The sequence below is a fragment of the Providencia sp. PROV048 genome (assembly GCF_033688165.1).
Classification (GTDB): Bacteria; Pseudomonadota; Gammaproteobacteria; order Enterobacterales; family Enterobacteriaceae; genus Providencia; species Providencia hangzhouensis.
The window spans coordinates 1,197,920-1,216,528 of the sequence record NZ_CP096360.1 but is presented as its reverse complement, the minus strand read 5'-3'; the positions used below and the strand labels follow the sequence as shown (position 1 = coordinate 1,216,528).

Below are 18,609 nucleotides of genomic sequence, written 5' to 3'. Positions count from 1 at the left end.
GACCTTAACCTTGCTGGAAGGTGTAACCTTTGTTCATTGTCGAATTATAGACCTAATTGTAGATAAAGTTATAGACCCAATACATCAAACGGGTTTTGGAGGCTGCAAAATGAGTAACATGATTATTTTAAAATTACAGGGGCTAAGCTGCATGCACTGTGTCGGCTCAGTCACTAAAGCGCTCGAAGGGCACGGTGATGTCACTAACTTAAAAGTCACTATCGATTATGCTGTGATGGAAAGTGATAGCAATGTCGATGACATAATTAAAACCATCGTCGATGCAGGCTATGAAGCTGAGGTGGCTAAGAGCCCAGATATCGAATTACAACTTTCTGGCCTCAATTGTATGAAATGCGCAGGTAAAACACAAAAAGCACTCGAAGAAGTTGACGGTGTCGCCGCTGCAGTTGTCGATACGACTAACGCCAAGGTATATGGCACTGCGGATGCGCAAACGTTAATCGCTGCCGTTCAACAAGCTGGCTACAATGCAGAACTGGCTCAAACAAAAGCGATCTCTTTAGCCCTTTCGGGTCTAACTTGCATGAAATGTGCCGCTAAAACACAGCAGGCGCTAGAAGCGGTTGATGGTGTTGAAAGCGCAACTGTCGATACCCAAACCGCTGTTGTTCGTGGTACGGCCTCCGTAGACGCTTTAATTGCTGCGGTTCAAGCCGCTGGCTACCAAGCCACTGAGAATGAATCTCACCCAAAAACTGAGCCGCTGAGTACCACAACTGAACAGCCGGAAGCTGATTCAGCGGCAATCTGTGAGATCCCGGCACAAGAGTCTGATTTAGGTGAACAACCTGAAATTAGCCCAATGGATGACAGTGTACAGTTACTGCTTGATGGCATGACCTGTGCCAGTTGTGTCAATAAAGTTCAGAAAGCCTTAAATAGCGTACCGGGTGTTGAAAATGCACGGGTCAACTTAGCAGAGCGCAGTGCTTTAGTCACCGGAACTGCTGAACCTAACGATTTAATCGACGCGGTTGTCAAAGCAGGCTATGGCGCGGAGATCATTCAAGATGAAGCCAAACGCCGTGAGCGCCAACAAGAAGTCGCGCAAGCCAATATGCGCCGCTTTCGCTGGCAATCGGCATTAGCTCTTGCCCTTGGTATCCCTGTGATGGTATGGGGGATGATGGGCGATAACATGGTGCTGACTGAGCAAAACCATACCATTTGGCTCACCATTGGTGCATTAACCCTTGCGGTAATGGTATTTGCAGGGGGACACTTTTATCGTAATGCATGGCAAAGCCTGAAAAATGGCAGCGCCACTATGGATACCTTAGTTGCGTTAGGAACAGGAGCGGCTTGGCTTTATTCGATTGTGGTGAATATTTGGCCTGAGTTATTCCCAGACCAAGCTCGCCACCTTTATTATGAAGCCAGTGCCATGATCATCGGTCTTATTAACCTTGGTCATGCCCTAGAGCAACGAGCTCGCCAACGTTCATCAAAAGCCCTTGAACGCTTGCTAGACCTGACACCGCCAACTGCCCGTGTTGTCACAGAGCAAGGCGAAGTGGATATGCCACTGGAGCAAGTCAAAAAAGGGATGGTTTTACGCTTAGCTACGGGTGATCGTGTGCCTGTGGATGGTGAAATTATCGAAGGCGAGGTTTGGTTAGACGAAGCCATGCTAACCGGTGAGCCGATCCCACAGCAAAAGAGTAAAGGGGATCAAGTCCATGCCGGAACCGTGGTACAAGATGGTACCGTGCTATTCCGTGCCGCTGCTGTCGGTAGCCAAACGACTTTAGCACGAATTATCCACCTTGTTCGCCAAGCACAAAGTAGTAAACCACAAATTGGCCAGCTTGCTGACCGTATTTCTGCGGTATTCGTGCCTGTAGTTGTTGCTATTGCTTTGATTTCAGGGGCTATTTGGTATTTTGTTGGTCCTGCGCCACAAATAACTTACGCATTGGTTATTACCACAACCGTGTTAATTATTGCGTGCCCTTGTGCGCTTGGCCTTGCAACACCAATGTCGATTATTTCTGGCGTGGGCCGAGCGGCTGAGTTTGGCGTGTTAGTACGCGATGCAGATGCATTACAGCAAGCCAGTGAATTAGATACCATTGTATTTGATAAAACAGGTACATTAACTGAAGGAATGCCTCAAGTTACGGATATCCACGTGTTTAATGGGTTCGAACAAGATACCGCCTTACAGTTTGCCGCTTCATTAGAAAATGGCTCTAATCACCCACTTGCCCGCGCTGTTTTAAATCGCGCAAAAGGCTTAACACTACCCGCTAATGAGCAGTTTAGAACCTTAGCTGGGTTAGGTATTAGTGCAATAATTAACGGCCAAACTATTTTGTTAGGTAACCAAAAACTGTTAGCGCAAAATAATGTTGATACCCGTGACGTTGAAGAAACATTACACCAACAAGCCACTCAAGGCGTAACACCTGTTCTACTGGCTGTTGATGGTAAAGTTGCCGCACTGTTATCTATCCGTGACCCATTGCGTGAAGATAGCATAAGCGCACTGGCGCGGTTACATAAACAAGGTTTCCAATTAGTCATGTTAACTGGGGATAACCCAGTAACTGCCAACGCCATAGCCAAAGAAGCGGGTATTGATGAAGTCATTGCGGGCGTCATGCCAGACGGTAAATCTGCTGCTATTGAAGCCTTACAAGCCAAAGGCCACAAAGTGGCAATGGTGGGTGATGGTATCAATGATGCACCTGCTCTCGCCCGAGCTGATGTAGGTATTGCGATGGGCGGCGGCAGTGATATCGCTATTGAAACGGCATCGATTACCCTGATGCGCCAAAGCTTACATGGTGTAGCCGATGCAGTGTCTATTTCGAAAGGAACACTGCGTAATATGAAGCAAAACTTATTTGGGGCCTTTGTTTACAATACCTTAGGTATCCCAATTGCCGCGGGTATTTTATACCCAATTACCGGGACTTTACTTAACCCTGTCGTTGCAGGTGCGGCAATGGCTTTATCATCCATTACCGTGGTCAGTAACGCAAACCGCTTATTACGCTTTAAACCTGAAAAATAATACCCAAAAGTGGGAGGAACATGAGTTCCTCCCTTTTTAATGATGAATGCTGTTCATATCGAAACCTTGTCACCACAACACTTCATTTTCTTACTAAGTAAAAATCGCATTATTTTTTATGTCATTAATATCAAGCTAAGCCTATACTTATAAATAGTTAGTTACTTAATATTTGGAGTACAAAATGCTTAATATTGATCGTGAAAAACTCGCCAAACTTGCAGGCGAAGAGTTTAAAAAGCAACGTACCTTTTTGGTGATCTTATCCATTTTACTGTTGGCTGGTGGAATTTTTTGCATTATCAACCCAATGATTTCAGGCATTGCCGTTAGTACCGTACTTGGGGTGCTCCTGATTATTGGGGGCGTTGGCGCGATTGTAAGCATTCTAAGTACCGTGATCTATACCGGTTGGTCCCGGTTATTTGGTTTTGTTATTGGCCTTATCTATATCATTGTCGGCTACTCGTTTATTAAAGATCCGTTACAAAGTTTGGTAGCTTTGGCTATTTTAGTGGCGGCTTTATTTATCGTGGGTGGGGTCATTCGGCTGTATGTCGGCTTCCAACAAATTAGTTCAGCGGGTGGCTGGTTACAAATCATCATTGGGCTGTTAGATTTCTTTATTGCCTATTTGCTTATCGGTAATGGCCCAATTACATCAATTACCTTACTGACAACCCTAATTGGTATCGAAATGGTGTTTAGTTCCTTTAGTTTGTTCACGTTACTCAGTGTATTTAAAGGTATCAGTAAAAATAATTAACCCTACCATGCCCCTTTGACAGGGGCATTTTTTCGCCTCCACGATGTCATCAATCTGCTAAAAAATGCGCAATTAGCGATGAGTATTCGCAAATTGCGGCTAGATTGTTTAACCTAATAAAATGAGAGATAACACAGGGGCGAAATCGTGGGTAAACTGTTCGAAAATTTAAAAAATTGGCTTCATACGCAAACCGCTCCGGCTTACCCTTACCCTGCCATTGATATTCGGCTATCAAAAAATCTTAAATTGCACGTTGTGGGTAGCATCCATATGGGAACAGAAAATATGTTTCCTTTGTCTGCCACATTATTAGATAAACTTAATCTCGCAGATGCCTTGATCGTTGAGGCGGATATCACTGAAACTCACTCCCCATTTCCTAGCGATACCACCGAACTTCTCCCTGTCGAACAACGACTCACTCTTGATGAATATCACCTTTTTCAACAATATTGCTTAGAGCTCCGCCAATCCCCCGAACGCTTTGATGCCTTACCCTCATGGCAAATCGCCCTGATTTTGCAAGCAACCCAAGCCCAAGAACTCGGGCTTAGAGGCCACTACGGTATTGACTACCAACTTATCCGTAATGCGCAATCACAACTCAAACCAATTATTGAACTAGAAGGAACCGCCTCTCAAGTTGAATTGCTGCTTTCTTTGCCTAATAATGGGTTAGCGTTATTACAAGACTCATTGAAACACTGGCGTGAAAACGCGCGCTCGCTACAAACGATGATAGGCTGGTGGCTAGACTACCAACCCAATAATCGTACCGCTTTACCCAATACCTTTAGCGAAGATATTTACCAAGTATTGATGAAGCAACGAAACGCGAATTGGAGCGAACAACTTAGGTCACTTCCTGATGGTAACTATGTGGTTGCCGTTGGTGCGTTACACCTGTTTGGTGAAAATAGTCTGGTAGAATATTTGCGAAACTAAGTCATAAATAGAAGGCTCAAAATGACCCCAGCCGTTAAATTACTCGAAAAACAAAAAATTTCCTTCACTTTACATCCTTATGACCACGACCCAAATGAAAGTAACTTTGGTGATGAAGCAGTACAAAAACTCGGGTTAGATGCCAAGCAAGTGTTTAAAACCTTGTTAGTCGCACTCAATGGCGATCAAAAAACGTTAGCCGTGGCCGTAACACCTGTTTCGGGGCAATTAGATTTAAAACAGGTTGCCAAAGTGTTTAAGGTCAAAAAAGTTGAAATGGCGGACCCACAAATCGCTCAAAAAACAACGGGATATTTGCTTGGGGGAATTAGCCCATTAGGTCAAAAAAAGCGCTTACCAACAGTAATTGACGACCAAGCTCAGCAATATGCCACTATGTTTGTTTCAGGTGGGAAACGTGGGCTAGATATTGAACTTGCTCCTACCGATCTCGCCAAAGTGCTGAATGCAACCTTCGCTGAAATACGAAAATAGCATTACACTTTGATGGCATTGAGGATTATTGGATAGTATTAAACTAAAAAGCCCCACTGTGAAATAAAGTGGGGCTTTCAAGGTAATAATGATTTAATTATTTATTATTATAAATAATTTCACCTTTTGGCTCATAGTCTGCCGCTTTCAGCGGGGAGTGTTTTTCAATATACCCTTTGAGCACTTCCGCATCGACAAAGCCGGTATTAACATAATTAGGGTGGTTATCAATTTTCGGGTAACCGTCCCCACCAATTGCATTGAAATTCAACGTTGCCATACGATACGTCTTGGCCGGGTCAACAGGCTTCCCATCAATTTTGACATCACTAATCGTGCCATCTTTATTCAGGGTTAAATTCACATTGTAGAACTGACCATACGCGCCTGCATCTGGTTTCATATTCGCAACCGCAGTCAGATATGGGATAACTTCATCACCTTTGAAGTCCACATAAACTAACTCATTGGCAAACGGTTGAACCTTAAGCACATCTTTATAAGTGATATCGCCACTTTCGATAGAGTCACGAACACCGCCGCCGCTCATAATCGCAAAATCAGCCCCTGCGCGTTCTTTTTGTGCGGCTAACAGAAGGTGCCCCATATTGGTTTGCACAAAACGCACTTTACTGCGATCACCTTCAAGTTTACCTTCAACTGAGCCCACTTTAACACTCAATTGCTTGTCACCTTTTTCTTGATAAGGTGTCAGTAATTTCATCATGTCAGGGTTATGAGCAATTTCTTGCGTATAGTAAACTCGCTCGCTAGTCCCATCTTCTTTTGTGACTTTTTTCTTCAAGTTAATTGGGATTAACTGGTAGTGCTTCAGGGTAAACTTACCGTTTTTAAATTCAAAATCCGCACGGCCAACATATTTACCCCATTCATGGGCTTGCACAATCCAAGTTCCATTTTGGTTATCTGGCGCACACGGTGTACCGGGTACATAGTCTTCCTGTTTGTAGTTTTTCTTTTCTTGAGACATACAAACAGGGTCTTGTGAGTGACCACCCACTATCATATCCAAATAACCAGCGGGTAAGCTGCGTGCCATTTCTACATCGCCTGGGGCATTCGAACCATGGTTGCCATCATCATAATGCCCCATATGGGTTGCTGCGATAATAATGTCTGGTTTTTCTGTCGCACGGAGCTCTTCAACCACTTTTTTGGCTTCGTCCGCAGGCACACGGAATTCGACATCAGGGAAGTTGGCAGGGTTACCAATACGCACGGTGTCATCAGTGGTTAAACCCATAACCGCAATTTTTACACCTTGTTTATCAAAGATTTGATAAGGTTTGAAAAGGCGTTTACCTGTACTGGTTTGATAAATATTGGCGGATAAAAACGGAAAAGTTGCCCATTTTTCTTGCTGACGCAGCGTTTCAAGTGGGTTATCAAACTCGTGGTTTCCTAATGCCATTGCATCGTAACCGACTAAGTTCATTCCTTTAAAATCAGGTTCTGCATCTTGTAAATCAGACTCTGGTACACCGGTATTAATATCGCCACCAGAGAGCAGTAAAACACTGCCACCTTGCTTAGCAACTTCGTCACGAATTTCATCAACTACCGTTTTTTGCGCTGCTAAACCATATTCACCGTGGTCGTTGTGCCAAAAGTGGCCATGATGGTCATTGGTATGCAAAATGGTAATATTGTATGTTTTGTCTTTTTCCCACGCATTTGCCATAGTTGCGGGTATTAACGCTAACGATACCGTTAATGCGCATGCCTTAAATGCAAACTTCATACATTTCTCCCTGCTGGTATAGGAATTTTTATACAGTCATATTAGATTATAGTTTGTCACTACCTGCTGTCTTATAGCATAAAAATATGAGCAGGATTTGATACCTATTGCAGAATAAGAAATTCGTTTCATAAAAATGAGATCGCCATCAAACAATTAACGAGCACTAGTTATTCACGTGATTTATTTATTCATTTAAATAAATTGTATTTCAGTTATATTAATAACAATTATGTAACACAAAAAGTTGATAATGACATGAGTGAGCAAACCACAACCCCCAACAACCCAAGCCCGTCAAAGCCATTAAATAAAACAGGGAAAACGCTCTTTAGTATCCTAACTGCGATCAGTGTTTCTCATTTACTCAATGACATGATCCAGTCACTGATCTTAGCCATTTATCCTTTATTACAATCTGATTTCTCATTGAGTTTTGCCCAAATCGGGATGATTACCCTTACTTATCAGATTACCGCATCACTGTTGCAACCGATTATTGGCTACTATACGGACAAACATCCACAACCTTATTCCTTGCCAATAGGAATGAGCTTCACGCTAACGGGGTTAATCTTGTTAGCGATGGCAGAAACCTTCCCGACCATATTACTTGCAGCAGCATTGGTTGGAACTGGTTCTTCTGTCTTCCATCCTGAATCTTCTCGTGTTGCTCGTATGGCTTCAGGGGGTCGTCATGGTCTGGCACAATCATTTTTCCAAGTCGGAGGCAACTTGGGCGCCTCCCTTGGGCCACTACTTGCAGCACTAATTATTGAACCCTACGGAAAAGGCAATATTGGCTGGTTCTCGCTCGCTGCTCTGCTTGCAATTGTTATTTTGTTGCAAGTCAGTAGCTGGTACAAACAACAACACCGCGCAGCAAGTAAAAAGCCGATCAGTGCAGGGAATGTTAAAGTCTTACCACGAAAAACAATTATTGGCTCTTTGGCAGTACTGTTAATTCTGATTTTTTCAAAATATTTCTATTTGGCGAGTATCAGTAGCTATTACACCTTTTATTTGATCGATAAGTTCGGTGTTTCTGTACAAAATGCTCAAATTCATTTGTTTGTTTTCTTATTTGCCGTTGCCGCAGGTACTATGATTGGTGGGCCAATAGGTGACAAAATAGGACGTAAATACGTTATTTGGTTCTCAATCCTTGGAGTTGCGCCATTTACCTTAATTTTACCCTATGCATCTCTTTATTGGACTGGGGTGCTTACCGTAATTATTGGTATGATTTTAGCCTCTGCATTTTCGGCTATTTTAGTCTACGCACAAGAGCTGATCCCCGGTAAAACCGGCATGGTATCAGGGTTGTTCTTTGGGTTAGCATTCGGTATGGGGGGCGTTGGCGCCGCCGTTTTAGGCCATATCGCAGACCAGACCGGTATTGAACAAGTTTATCATTATTGTGCTTTCTTACCCTTACTTGGGATTTTTACAGTATTGCTGCCAAATATTGGCAAAAAATAGATTTATTTTCTTATTTTATCCATACTTACCTAAAAATAAGTATGGGTCTTTCCTTCCATAATTCAGATTAATTTCAGATAAAAATCTCATAAACACACAGCTTGTAACGATTTAGCTCCTTTAACCTGTCTTTTTTTTAAAAACATTTCATTTTTTTAAGGAAATTTATCTCAAAAAAAGTTAGAATATAAAAACATGCAATTTGCATTTTAAAATGAAGGCCTCATTTTAAAAGTCAACGGCATGTACCCACCTTTCTATTTTTATATTCACCAGAGGAGACTAAATGGAGCATTCAACGCCCTTAATCACAACCATTGTTGGTGGTCTCGCCCTTGCATATTTGTTAGGTATGATCGCGCAGCGATTAAAAATTTCCCCTTTAGTTGGCTATCTTGCGGCCGGTGTTCTCGCAGGCCCATTTACCCCTGGCTTTGTTGCTGATGCAGCATTGGCGCCTGAACTTGCTGAAATCGGTGTTATCTTACTGATGTTTGGGGTAGGCCTACATTTTTCATTAAAAGATTTACTTGCTGTTAAAGCTATCGCCATTCCTGGAGCCATTGCACAAATCGCAGTAGCAACCTTACTGGGTCTTGGCCTGTCCATGTTATTTGGCTGGGGAATATTTACAGGTGTTGTATTCGGCCTGTGTTTATCAACCGCCAGTACCGTCGTATTACTACGTGCTTTAGAAGAACGCCAACTGATTGAAAGTCAGCGTGGGCAAATTGCTATAGGCTGGCTGATTGTTGAAGACCTCGCCATGGTCTTAACACTTGTTCTTCTGCCTGCTGCTGCGGCTATCATGAACACCGATGACGCTAGCTTCAGTGAACTCACGTTAGGCCTTGCATGGACAATAGGTAAAGTTGTTCTATTCATATTTATTATGATTGTCGTGGGGCGTAAAGTTATCCCATGGATTTTATCACGTACCGCATCAACAGGTTCTCGTGAACTGTTTACTCTTGCCGTACTAGCACTTGCATTGGGTATTGCCTATGCCGCTGTGGCTATTTTCGATGCCTCATTTGCCCTCGGTGCGTTCTTCGCAGGGATGGTATTAAATGAGTCTGAGCTCAGCCACCGTGCTGCACAAGACACGCTGCCATTACGCGATGCCTTTGCCGTCCTGTTCTTTGTCTCAGTTGGGATGCTATTCGACCCAGTGGTATTAATTGAGCAACCGCTAGGGATTTTAGCCGTTCTCGCCATTATCATTATTGGTAAATCCGCAGCCGCCTTAGTACTTGTTAGGATGTTTGGTCATTCTCGGCGAACCGCATTAACTATTTCTGTTAGTCTTGCACAAATTGGTGAGTTTGCCTTTATCTTAGCCGGTATGGGCTTAACCCTAGGCGTAATGGATAAAGACGCACAAAACTTAGTATTAGCAGGCGCAATTGTCTCGATTATGCTAAATCCTGTGCTATTTAGCTTATTAGATAAGTACCTTGAGAAAACTGAGACTATCGAAGAGCAACTGCTGGAAGAGACTCTGGAAGAAGAAACCCAAGTTCCTGTCGATATCTGCGGCCACGCAATCATCGTCGGTTATGGTCGAGTAGGTGGCATGCTTGCAGACAAACTGCGTAGAAGGGAAATTCCGGTTGTTGTTGTTGAGGATACCCGCGCTCGGTTTGAAGAACTTGCTGAAAATGGCTTTAGTGCAATTTTAGGCAATGGTGCAAATAAAGATATCATTAGCCTTGCGCGTATTGAATGTGCCAAAACATTGCTTTTAACCATTCCGAATGGTTATGAAGCTGGGGAAATTGTCGCAACAGCAAAAGAAATGAACCCAGATATCACTGTGATTGTTCGCGCCCATTATGATGATGAAGTCAGTTTTATCAAAGAACGAGGGGCTGAGCATATCATTATTGGTGAACATGAAATTGCTAAGTCCATGGCAACACTCATGTGCAATGATGTGGAAGAGTTCGGTTGTTCTATCGATGATTTTATTGATAACGACAATAAAAAAGTTGAAGGCAAAAACTTAGATGAATATCTAAAACCTAGCCACTAAACACCACCCTATCTTTAAAGCCGTAGCCTTTGGATTACGGCTTTTTTACGCAAACTTTTTGCTCATCTCTTAGGTAGTATTCCGTAAACATAAATCATCTAGGAACTTACCGAATGAAAAAAACAGTTTTACTTTCTCTATTAACCTTGCTTGCTTCATCTGCTTATGCCGTTGAAAACTGTAGTGATGAACAACGGAATATGCATGATGATAATTTGCATTTGATGACGCAAAAAATCGTGTATGGCCCTATCAAAACAATTAAAACCGTAAACTATAGCTCAGCCCATATAGGTTCATCCTTAGACAGTAAAACTCTTAAAATGGCATTTTTACCTTGCGGTGAACTAGAAAGCTATCAAAGTGAATCAAAATGGTTTTTAAATGGAGAGCTCAATTCATCACTGAAAAGAACAATCCAGAGAAAACCAACTTATCAAATGGTGAACCTGATTTCATTAGGTCAACCCGTGCAGAATATGGAAAGCAAGTTCACTTTTGAACAAGATCCATCCGGCAAAATATCAGCAGTCAAAACTCAAGATCAGGCAGGCAAAGACTACACTGTCACTGCTAAGTATAACAATGGCAAAATAGATTCGACAAAAGGGTTTTCTGAAGGGATGGAGGTGTTTTACCAATATTCTTATGATGACCAAGGTAGGTTAGCCGCTATTCATGGAAATTCAGGGCGTGATACTCGCCAATTTACTTATGACTCTGATGGCTTCTTTCAGAAAGAAACTCGGACAATTAAAATTGATACTGATGAGATAACTACCATTATTGAATGCCTAGAAACTGATAAATATGGTAATTGCTTAACTGAAACAGTAACCAACTCACATAGTAGCCAGCCAGCCCCTTTAATTGAGACGTTTAAATACCAGTACCAATACTATTAAAATTAATTAATATTCCACAAAAAATCCATGACGATAAAACGTCATGGATCATCAAGATAACTATAAATAAACGTTATTCTGCTATTTGTAGTTTAAACTCATCCCCTGTCCAAACCGGCAACCCTTGGTCTTTAAAAAACTGAATTTCCGCTGCAACACCACCGCTCTTTTCCCAGCCTGGCAATGTCAGCACAATTAAACCATCACAGCGCTTTAGAAATTCCATATCAATAGAAGACCATGCGACTTTTAGCCCTTGTGAGGCCAAGTATTGGTTAATTGGATGGGTCATCGTGATTTGGCTATAAGTAGCGATACCTTTAAGCGCAAGTTCTGCCGCAAATTTAGTACATTCAGCAAAGCGCATTTCTACGACACTGCTGTCGGGGTCTGAATAAGGGCAAGCAATAAAATAGAGGCTCATAATCATTCCTAGTATTGGCGTTAATCAAATTTTGGGTAAAGTAACCCTATGAAAAATAATTAAATATATTTCATAGGGTGTGTTTATAATTGAATGATGAAAATTAAAGCTTATTCAACATCCGCAACAATAATTTTCGTTTTAGGATGTTTTTTATTCTCAGGTAATTTAAATTCTTTGCTGGTTGTCACCAAATAATCAATATTGTCCCAACTCGTCACAAAATTAATCGCATGCTTATTAGCCTTTGTGCCATCCGCTAACACCATTAATTTATCGCTGTTTTCCATCATCTTTTGCGCAATTGCGGCTTCATCGACGTGCTGGTCCATCACACCATGCAATGCATGTATCGCCCCTGCCCCAATCACTGCGTAATCTGCAAAAAACTCAGCAATATTTTTTAGCGCAATAGCACCTAAGCATGCGTTTTGTGCGGCGTTAAATTGCCCACCAATCAAAATTGTTTCGATAGTTACGTTTTCTTGTAACGTATTTGCCAATAAAGGCGAATTCGTAATAACCGTTAAATTATCAATCAACTTGATTCTTTGGCTAAATTCAAAGGTCGTCGTGCCAAAATCGATAAACAATGTGTCTCCGGGTTTAATCAGCTCCGCGGCTTTCGCTGCAATCGCTTTTTTCTCATCAACCGCGGCTTGGGCTCTTTCCGTAAAATTACGTTCAAATTTTGACTGAATGTTTACGGCTCCACCATGGACTTTTTTTAGTAACTTTTGTGTTTCAAGTTTACTAAGGTCACGACGGATAGTTTCTTGCGCGACATTAAAATGTTTAGCAAGCTCCTGTACGTAAACCTGCCCTTGAGTAGAAAGTAACTCAATGATGGTTTGATGACGTACTTTTGAGGAACGTCCCTCACACATAGTTTAATCCTTCTTAACCATTTAACTTTCCAGCACTATACAACAGTGATGCTAATTTCAGTAGCGTCCCGTTGTATTTTTGTTAAATCAATATTTTTCAGTAAAATACGTCGTGTTGGTAAACAGCGATGGCGTTTTTCATATAACAGGGTATTTCCTGCCATAACTCGAATAGTTCCGCTCACGGGTTGTTCAACTTTGATATTAAAATCAATTTGTCGCACTGATAAATTATCAATATCAATACATGCAGGAACACTAAAACAAATTTTCGAGTCAAACTGCACAGGAATATGTTGGGTTTCTTTTAATTGTTGTTGATGATGATTTGCTAATAAATCGTCAGCGATCCGTTCTCCTGTCACTAAGCCTTCTTGATAACATTGGTCGCCCATATCGGCCGGATGCAACATATTGCCCGCAGCATAGTAACTGGCATCTGAGCAACGTCCATATTGGTCTGTTACCGGTTTCCCTGTCGCCGCATCAAACCCCAAATGACTTTTACGGATTAACGTGTTTTCACCGACAAATTGCCCGGTAAAAATGACCGAATCACACATAATTTTGTGGCTTTTACCTTTGGTTTCAACAATCACATATTCCACGCGATCTAATCCACCAATCTCCGTAATCTTACTGTTTAGATGAATGGGAGTCCCCATTGCCTTGGCAAATAACGTCGCGGGTTTAAAGGCTAAAATCCGTTCGCCACTTTCAATCATCGCTTGGGCTTTAACGCCTGCGTTTTTTAATGTCCATAGCGCCGAAAAACTCACTAATTCACTGCCAACTATCACAGGATTACGGCAAGGCTTCTTACCATTTAGATAAACAAATTGCTGTAATGCTCCGGCTGTTAATACCCCTTGAGGGCGCAAGCCTGAAACTAAGCGCGGGTGTCTAGGTGTTTCTCTGACCCCTGTTGCTATCAGAACCCGCTTAGCTTGCATTTCGACAAGGCCTTCTGGTGTTGAAACCGTTAATTTTCCATTAGGCTGTAATGCCGTTACCGTACTACGGGTGAAAATCGGCGTATTTCCCAGTTGATTGACAATTTTTTCTGCAAATTGATTGCCTTTCATCGGGCGCTTGAATGCGAGTATGCCAAAAGTTGGGTGTTGGCAATGACGCGGAACACCGCCTGCCTGCGCTTCACGTTCAATAATGGCGATATTTTGAATACCGCGACGACGCAAAACCTGTGCCGCAGCAACACCAGTAGGACCCGAGCCAATGATAATCACATCATAATTTAAACTCATTTTACGGCCTCCACTGCCAGTGTGTGGTCGAAACGACCATTAATGATTTCAGCCACCTGGCTACTACAATAAAACCCATTACAGCGCCCCATCATCACTCGCGTTCTGCGGCGTAAAGCGCCTAAACACTCGGGAGGAATATCCGAATCAAATGCGGCTTCAATCTCCCGCTGAGTCACTAATTCACAATGGCAAACAATACCGCCATTGCTTTTGCATTGGTAATCCCGTTGATGATATTCAGAAATCATTGGCATAGTGGGCCAAATGAGCGCTTCTGGCGGTGATAATTCAAAAAGTGGTGTGAAGTTTTCTTGATACAATTTACCAAGATAGCTCGCCACACCTAACGCTGAGGTTAAGCCTGTGGAACGAATTCCCCCCGCACATATCCACTGCTTTTCAGGGTAATCATTAATGCGGTAATATTTTTCTTCTGTCGCAGGACGTAACCCCGCATAGGTTGCGGTCACACTGTAATTGTGCAATGAAGGTAACATACGTGAACCTTGGGCAATTAAGTCCTCAAGGACTTCCTGTTTTACTTCTGCCTTCCAACGGTCATCTTGTTCTTCCGCTGTTGGGCCAAGTAAGAGGTTGCCAAAGATGGTTTTTGATAGCAAAACACCTTTTGTGATAGCCGTTGGCACAGGCAAGATAATCGCATTGATATCTGCCGCTGCGGCTTTATCATAAACAAGAAACTGCCCTTTACGTGGTTTTATTTGAAACGGTGATGGGTGGCAAATGGATTCAACAATATCCCCATTAATTCCTGCACAGTTAATGACTAAACGGGCAGAAAACTCACCTTTTGATGTGGTTAAATTCCATACTCCATCATTAAGTGCTCCGCCGCTTACCTCACAATGAAAACGGTATTCAGCCCCATGTTTCACAGCTTGAGTTAAATACGAAAGCGGTGTACTCCATGGGTCGATAACCGCCTCACCGGGAACAGAAACGGCTGCTAGAGCACCTTCCGCTAAATGTGGTTCTCTACGATAGAGCTCTTCTTTATCAATAATTGCCACATCTAATACATTGTTAGTGTGCGCTTGTTCGACTATCGAAGGTAATTTACTGAGTTGCTCATCATTCCATGCAACCACTAATGCTCCTGTTTCAAGAAGAGGTAAATTCATTTTTTCTCTAATTTCAATGAATTCACGATACCCTTCTTGCATGCACTCAAGCTCTAGACTCCCTGGTGTGGCGTCAAAACCTGTGTGTAATAGCGCACTATTTGCCTTACTTGCTCCCGAAAGGATGTCACCTCCACGTTCAAGTAACAACGTGTTGGCACCCATCAGTGTGAATTTACGTGTCACAGCACAGCCAATGACACCACCGCCGATGACAATGACATCCCAAATTTTTTTATTATTAATATCCATGGCTGAGATCCTTAACTTAAAACTTGTACACATAAAACCACACAATTCCCACAATCACAATAAATAAAACAACACAAAGCACAACAACAACCAAAAACTTACTCACATTGTTACTTTATTGTGATTTTTGTCACATTAGTGAAACTTACTGTGAGTTTTTTGTGGATTTTATTTCCGATTGAACGATAGTAAGCAAAAAAACAGACCTATTTACAACATTTATAACACTGGGAACATTGTGATGCTCAATCAACGTTATGCGGCTATCGATCAGGGAACAACGGGAACCCGGGTCGTTGTCTTTGAAGAAGGCGGCCATTATCACTCCCCTATGAGCATTCCTCATAAGCAAATCACATTAAATAGTGGTTGGGTTGAACACGACCCAGAGGAAATACTGGCAAACATCATTAAGTGCTTACACAGTTGTGAAGTTGTTGATGCTATTGGGCTTTGCCACCAAGGCGAAAGTATTGTGGCGTGGGATGCGGACAGCAAGCGCCCTTTATACAATGTGATTGTTTGGCAAGACTTACGGACAGAAAAAACTATCTCAATGCTCAAGGAAGCAGGGTTAGAGCCGCTGGTACAGTCTAAGTCAGGCTTACCGCTAGACCCTTATTTTTCCGCCAGCAAAATGGGTTGGATTATTGAAAATGTCGTCGGTGCGAAAACATTAGCGGATAAAAATAAATTACGCATTGGTACGATGGATGCATTCTTCCTCGACCGCTTATGTGGCGTATTTGTCACCGACTACAACTCAGCGTCTCGAACTTCATTACTCAATATTCATACCTTGGAGTGGGACCAAGAGCTATGTGACATTTTTGGTGTTCCCATCCATTGCTTGCCGCCTATTAAAGACAATATTGGTGACTTTGGCGCAATAAATCTTGATGGGCACCTCACACCAGTCACCGCCATTATTGTTGACCAATTTGCCGGCACATTCGGCCATGGTTGTCGTGAAAAAGGTGATGCCAAAATCACCTTCGGCACAGGCGCGTTCTTGCAAGCACTTACTGGCACCGATATTCCACAAACTCATAACAGTGGTTTATTACCGACACTCTGTTGGAAGTTTCCCAACCAACCCCCTGTCTTTGGCTTAGATGGCGGCGTATACAACGCAGCATCTGCCATTAATTGGGCTCGCAAAATCGGTTTGTTTGACTCATTCGATGAACTGGGTGATTTCAGGGCTGAATCCGCCATTAAACGTGGTCTTGCCTTTGTCCCAGCGTTATCTGGTTTAGGGTGCCCATACTGGGATCGCAGTGCCGCAGGTCTCTGGGCTGGGTTTTCATTAGATACTGACAAAAAAGACATGATGCAGTCTGTCTTGGAAGGTATAGCAGCACGCTCCGCTGAAGTTATTTTTGCAATGGAAAAAATTTCACCGCTAGGCCAATCAATCTCAGTCGATGGAGGGCTTTCTTCAAATCAATATTTTAAGCAATTTTTAGCTAATTTATTACAAAAAGACATTGAAGCACCAGCAAACCGTGAAGTAACCGCACTAGGCGCTGCCTTATTGGCTCGCAAAGGCATAGGGATCACTCACGAAATGGCGGTAAGACGCAACGCTACTGTGACACATCCTGATGGAACGAATATGCAAGGTGTGATGGAACAATATCGCGACATCATTGCCCGTTCTCGCCAATTAAGACACTAAAATAATAAAAGGAAACCCTGCCATGGCTGAATTCGGAAATTACATTATTTATTTGATTATGTGCGGAGCCATCATTGGCGCAGTCGCATCTATTGTGAAACCAACCAGTGAACTGGGGAAAGAGTTTGTTAACGGGATCTTTTCTATCGGCCCCGTATTTCTTGCTCAAGCGGGGATCATGGCCGCAGTTCCACTACTCTCACAGTTAATATCTTATGTACTCGGCCCCGTGTTTTCATCGGTCGGGTCTGATGTTTCAATCGCGGCTTTATCAATTATTGCGGTTGATATGGGCGGTTACCAGCTAGCTGATGCTTTGACAACTAATCGAGATATGTGGATCACGGCAATGTTGATCGGTTATACCTCAGGTGCCACCATTGTTTACCTGATCCCTGTAGGATTAACAATGTTAAATCGCAAAGATCATAAGTATCTTGCGCTTGGTGCAATGGCTGGGTTGATCTCAATACCATTTGGCGTACTCGCTTCACTGCTATTAATTACGTTCAATAATATTCCAGTCAGGGACATTATTTCTACGAACTCACCAGCGGCACATCAATTAACCTTAGATTTCTTTACCATGTTGCAATACTTGATGCCGCTGTTTGTATTCTGTTTTTTATTGGCTGCTGGGCTAAAATATCGCCCGATGTTAATGGTAACCGGCTTCCTGATTTTCGGTAAAATCATGGATGCATTCGTCAAATTAGTCTTAGCATTTTCCATTGTTGAGCACTTTACCGGAGTATTCACCAAAGTTTTCGGTGCATGGGGCTTCGACCCACTGTTTGCAGACCAAAATGAGCTATTCCGTGCCATCGAAATTGCAGGTTATATCGGTATTATGTTAGCGGGTACATTCCCAATTTGTTATTTGTTCCAACGCTACTGTAAACCTTTAGTACGTGCATTAAGTAACCGTTTAAAACTGAGTGATACGGGTTCTTTAGGATTTATTATGGTTATGGCAAACATTATTGCTACTTATCACTTATTCAAAGAAATGCGTGCGAGGGATAAAGTATTATGTGTCGCATTCGGTGTTTGTGCACAGGCAACCATCGGTGACCATCTTGCTTTCACCGCTAACTTCCAACCCACTCTCGTTTTACCTATTTTACTTGGTAAGTTGGTAGGCGGCTTCTTAGCGGTATTTATTGCGATTAAAATCTCAGTACCGCAGGCGATGCGTTATGAAGCTGAAGATGCCAAAGCAGCCGAAATAGTTAAAGAAGAAAGTGAACTCGCTGTTGCTAAACAACATTAATTAGCATTAACCATACTTATATATTTAAAGATAATTAGCTGTATGCCAAATATGAATACTCATAAAGTAGCATACAGCTTTTATTTATTAGTCTGAAATTAACTCAAACTCTCATCAATTATTAATATTGTACTCACTATATGGTTATCTATATTAGTCATCATTAACCATTACATTATTTATAGATACATAATTTGAAGGTAAATAATTACCTTAATTAATAAAATTTAGTGACAACAACTCATC

The 18,609-nt window shown here is 42.3% G+C and carries 14 protein-coding genes; 9 read left to right on the top strand and 5 right to left on the bottom strand.

Annotated features, from left to right (window positions below):
- The first annotated feature begins 109 nt into the window (after window positions 1–109).
- The 4 genes from copA to ybaK all read left to right on the top strand — a co-directional run bounded on the left by copA (window position 110) and on the right by ybaK (window position 5,252).
- Window positions 110–3,043 (top strand): copper-exporting P-type ATPase CopA, encoded by a 2,934-nt coding sequence (copA, locus tag M1F26_RS05125; protein ID WP_140171211.1) that lies wholly within the window; start codon window positions 110–112, stop codon window positions 3,041–3,043.
- A gap of 184 nt (window positions 3,044–3,227) precedes the next feature.
- Entirely contained in the window at window positions 3,228–3,809 is a 582-nt protein-coding gene (locus M1F26_RS05120; RefSeq protein WP_004260329.1) for an HdeD family acid-resistance protein, read from the top strand.
- Between the two features lie 147 nt (window positions 3,810–3,956).
- Complete coding sequence (locus tag M1F26_RS05115) at window positions 3,957–4,757, top strand: TraB/GumN family protein (RefSeq protein ID WP_110592243.1); 801 nt, start codon at window positions 3,957–3,959, stop codon at window positions 4,755–4,757.
- A 21-nt stretch (window positions 4,758–4,778) separates the two neighbouring features.
- Window positions 4,779–5,252 carry a Cys-tRNA(Pro)/Cys-tRNA(Cys) deacylase YbaK gene (gene ybaK / locus M1F26_RS05110; protein ID WP_004260336.1) on the top strand — a complete coding sequence of 158 codons (474 nt, stop codon included), beginning with the start codon at window positions 4,779–4,781 and terminating at the stop codon, window positions 5,250–5,252.
- 97 nt (window positions 5,253–5,349) lie between these two features.
- On the opposite strand, the gene ushA is transcribed toward ybaK, so the two are convergent.
- Window positions 5,350–7,014, bottom strand: a complete 1,665-nt coding sequence (ushA, locus tag M1F26_RS05105) for a bifunctional UDP-sugar hydrolase/5'-nucleotidase UshA (RefSeq protein ID WP_096863262.1) — start codon at window positions 7,012–7,014, stop codon at window positions 5,350–5,352.
- A gap of 258 nt (window positions 7,015–7,272) precedes the next feature.
- Here ushA and M1F26_RS05100 point away from each other — a divergent pair, with 258 nt between their 5' ends.
- The 3 genes from M1F26_RS05100 to M1F26_RS05090 all read left to right on the top strand — a co-directional run bounded on the left by M1F26_RS05100 (window position 7,273) and on the right by M1F26_RS05090 (window position 11,436).
- Window positions 7,273–8,496 (top strand): MFS transporter, encoded by a 1,224-nt coding sequence (locus M1F26_RS05100; protein WP_140171215.1) that lies wholly within the window; start codon window positions 7,273–7,275, stop codon window positions 8,494–8,496.
- 286 nt (window positions 8,497–8,782) lie between these two features.
- Entirely contained in the window at window positions 8,783–10,531 is a 1,749-nt protein-coding gene (gene ybaL, locus M1F26_RS05095) for a YbaL family putative K(+) efflux transporter (protein ID WP_140171217.1), read from the top strand.
- 113 nt (window positions 10,532–10,644) lie between these two features.
- On the top strand, window positions 10,645–11,436 hold the full coding sequence (locus M1F26_RS05090) for an RHS repeat domain-containing protein (protein ID WP_140171218.1): 792 nt from the start codon (window positions 10,645–10,647) through the stop codon (window positions 11,434–11,436).
- Between the two features lie 73 nt (window positions 11,437–11,509).
- Here the strand turns inward: M1F26_RS05090 and M1F26_RS05085 are convergent, their stop codons facing one another.
- The 4 genes from M1F26_RS05085 to M1F26_RS05070 all read right to left on the bottom strand — a co-directional run bounded on the left by M1F26_RS05085 (window position 11,510) and on the right by M1F26_RS05070 (window position 15,409).
- On the bottom strand, window positions 11,510–11,860 hold the full coding sequence (locus M1F26_RS05085) for a DUF1937 family protein (protein ID WP_140171220.1): 351 nt from the start codon (window positions 11,858–11,860) through the stop codon (window positions 11,510–11,512).
- Window positions 11,861–11,970: 110 nt separating this feature from the next.
- A complete protein-coding gene (locus M1F26_RS05080; protein WP_004260363.1) occupies window positions 11,971–12,747 on the bottom strand; it encodes a DeoR/GlpR family DNA-binding transcription regulator in 777 nt (258 codons plus the stop codon).
- A 35-nt stretch (window positions 12,748–12,782) separates the two neighbouring features.
- On the bottom strand, window positions 12,783–14,012 hold the full coding sequence (locus M1F26_RS05075; protein ID WP_140171222.1) for an NAD(P)/FAD-dependent oxidoreductase: 1,230 nt from the start codon (window positions 14,010–14,012) through the stop codon (window positions 12,783–12,785).
- The gene (locus M1F26_RS05070; RefSeq protein WP_140171224.1) at window positions 14,009–15,409 is read right to left on the bottom strand and encodes an NAD(P)/FAD-dependent oxidoreductase; all 1,401 of its coding nucleotides are present in this window, start codon (window positions 15,407–15,409) and stop codon (window positions 14,009–14,011) included. Before M1F26_RS05070 ends, M1F26_RS05075 begins: the two co-directional genes overlap by 4 nt.
- A 241-nt stretch (window positions 15,410–15,650) precedes the next feature.
- Between M1F26_RS05070 and M1F26_RS05065 the strand changes: the two genes are divergently transcribed.
- Both M1F26_RS05065 and eutH read left to right on the top strand, forming a co-directional pair.
- Window positions 15,651–17,090 carry an FGGY family carbohydrate kinase gene (locus tag M1F26_RS05065; protein WP_140171357.1) on the top strand — a complete coding sequence of 480 codons (1,440 nt, stop codon included), beginning with the start codon at window positions 15,651–15,653 and terminating at the stop codon, window positions 17,088–17,090.
- A 22-nt stretch (window positions 17,091–17,112) separates the two neighbouring features.
- The gene (gene eutH / locus M1F26_RS05060; RefSeq protein WP_200129243.1) at window positions 17,113–18,363 is read left to right on the top strand and encodes an ethanolamine utilization protein EutH; all 1,251 of its coding nucleotides are present in this window, start codon (window positions 17,113–17,115) and stop codon (window positions 18,361–18,363) included.
- Window positions 18,364–18,609: the final 246 nt, after the last annotated feature.

Coding starts and splice junctions, on each gene's coding strand:
- eutH (WP_200129243.1), top strand. CDS start 17,113: ATGGCTGAATTCGGAAATTACATTATTTATTTGATTATGTGCGGAGCC.
- ybaK (WP_004260336.1), top strand. CDS start 4,779: ATGACCCCAGCCGTTAAATTACTCGAAAAACAAAAAATTTCCTTCACT.
- M1F26_RS05070 (WP_140171224.1), bottom strand. CDS start 15,409: ATGGATATTAATAATAAAAAAATTTGGGATGTCATTGTCATCGGCGGT.
- M1F26_RS05080 (WP_004260363.1), bottom strand. CDS start 12,747: ATGTGTGAGGGACGTTCCTCAAAAGTACGTCATCAAACCATCATTGAG.
- M1F26_RS05065 (WP_140171357.1), top strand. CDS start 15,651: ATGCTCAATCAACGTTATGCGGCTATCGATCAGGGAACAACGGGAACC.
- M1F26_RS05120 (WP_004260329.1), top strand. CDS start 3,228: ATGCTTAATATTGATCGTGAAAAACTCGCCAAACTTGCAGGCGAAGAG.
- M1F26_RS05075 (WP_140171222.1), bottom strand. CDS start 14,012: ATGAGTTTAAATTATGATGTGATTATCATTGGCTCGGGTCCTACTGGT.
- M1F26_RS05100 (WP_140171215.1), top strand. CDS start 7,273: ATGAGTGAGCAAACCACAACCCCCAACAACCCAAGCCCGTCAAAGCCA.
- M1F26_RS05090 (WP_140171218.1), top strand. CDS start 10,645: ATGAAAAAAACAGTTTTACTTTCTCTATTAACCTTGCTTGCTTCATCT.
- ushA (WP_096863262.1), bottom strand. CDS start 7,014: ATGAAGTTTGCATTTAAGGCATGCGCATTAACGGTATCGTTAGCGTTA.
- ybaL (WP_140171217.1), top strand. CDS start 8,783: ATGGAGCATTCAACGCCCTTAATCACAACCATTGTTGGTGGTCTCGCC.
- M1F26_RS05085 (WP_140171220.1), bottom strand. CDS start 11,860: ATGAGCCTCTATTTTATTGCTTGCCCTTATTCAGACCCCGACAGCAGT.
- copA (WP_140171211.1), top strand. CDS start 110: ATGAGTAACATGATTATTTTAAAATTACAGGGGCTAAGCTGCATGCAC.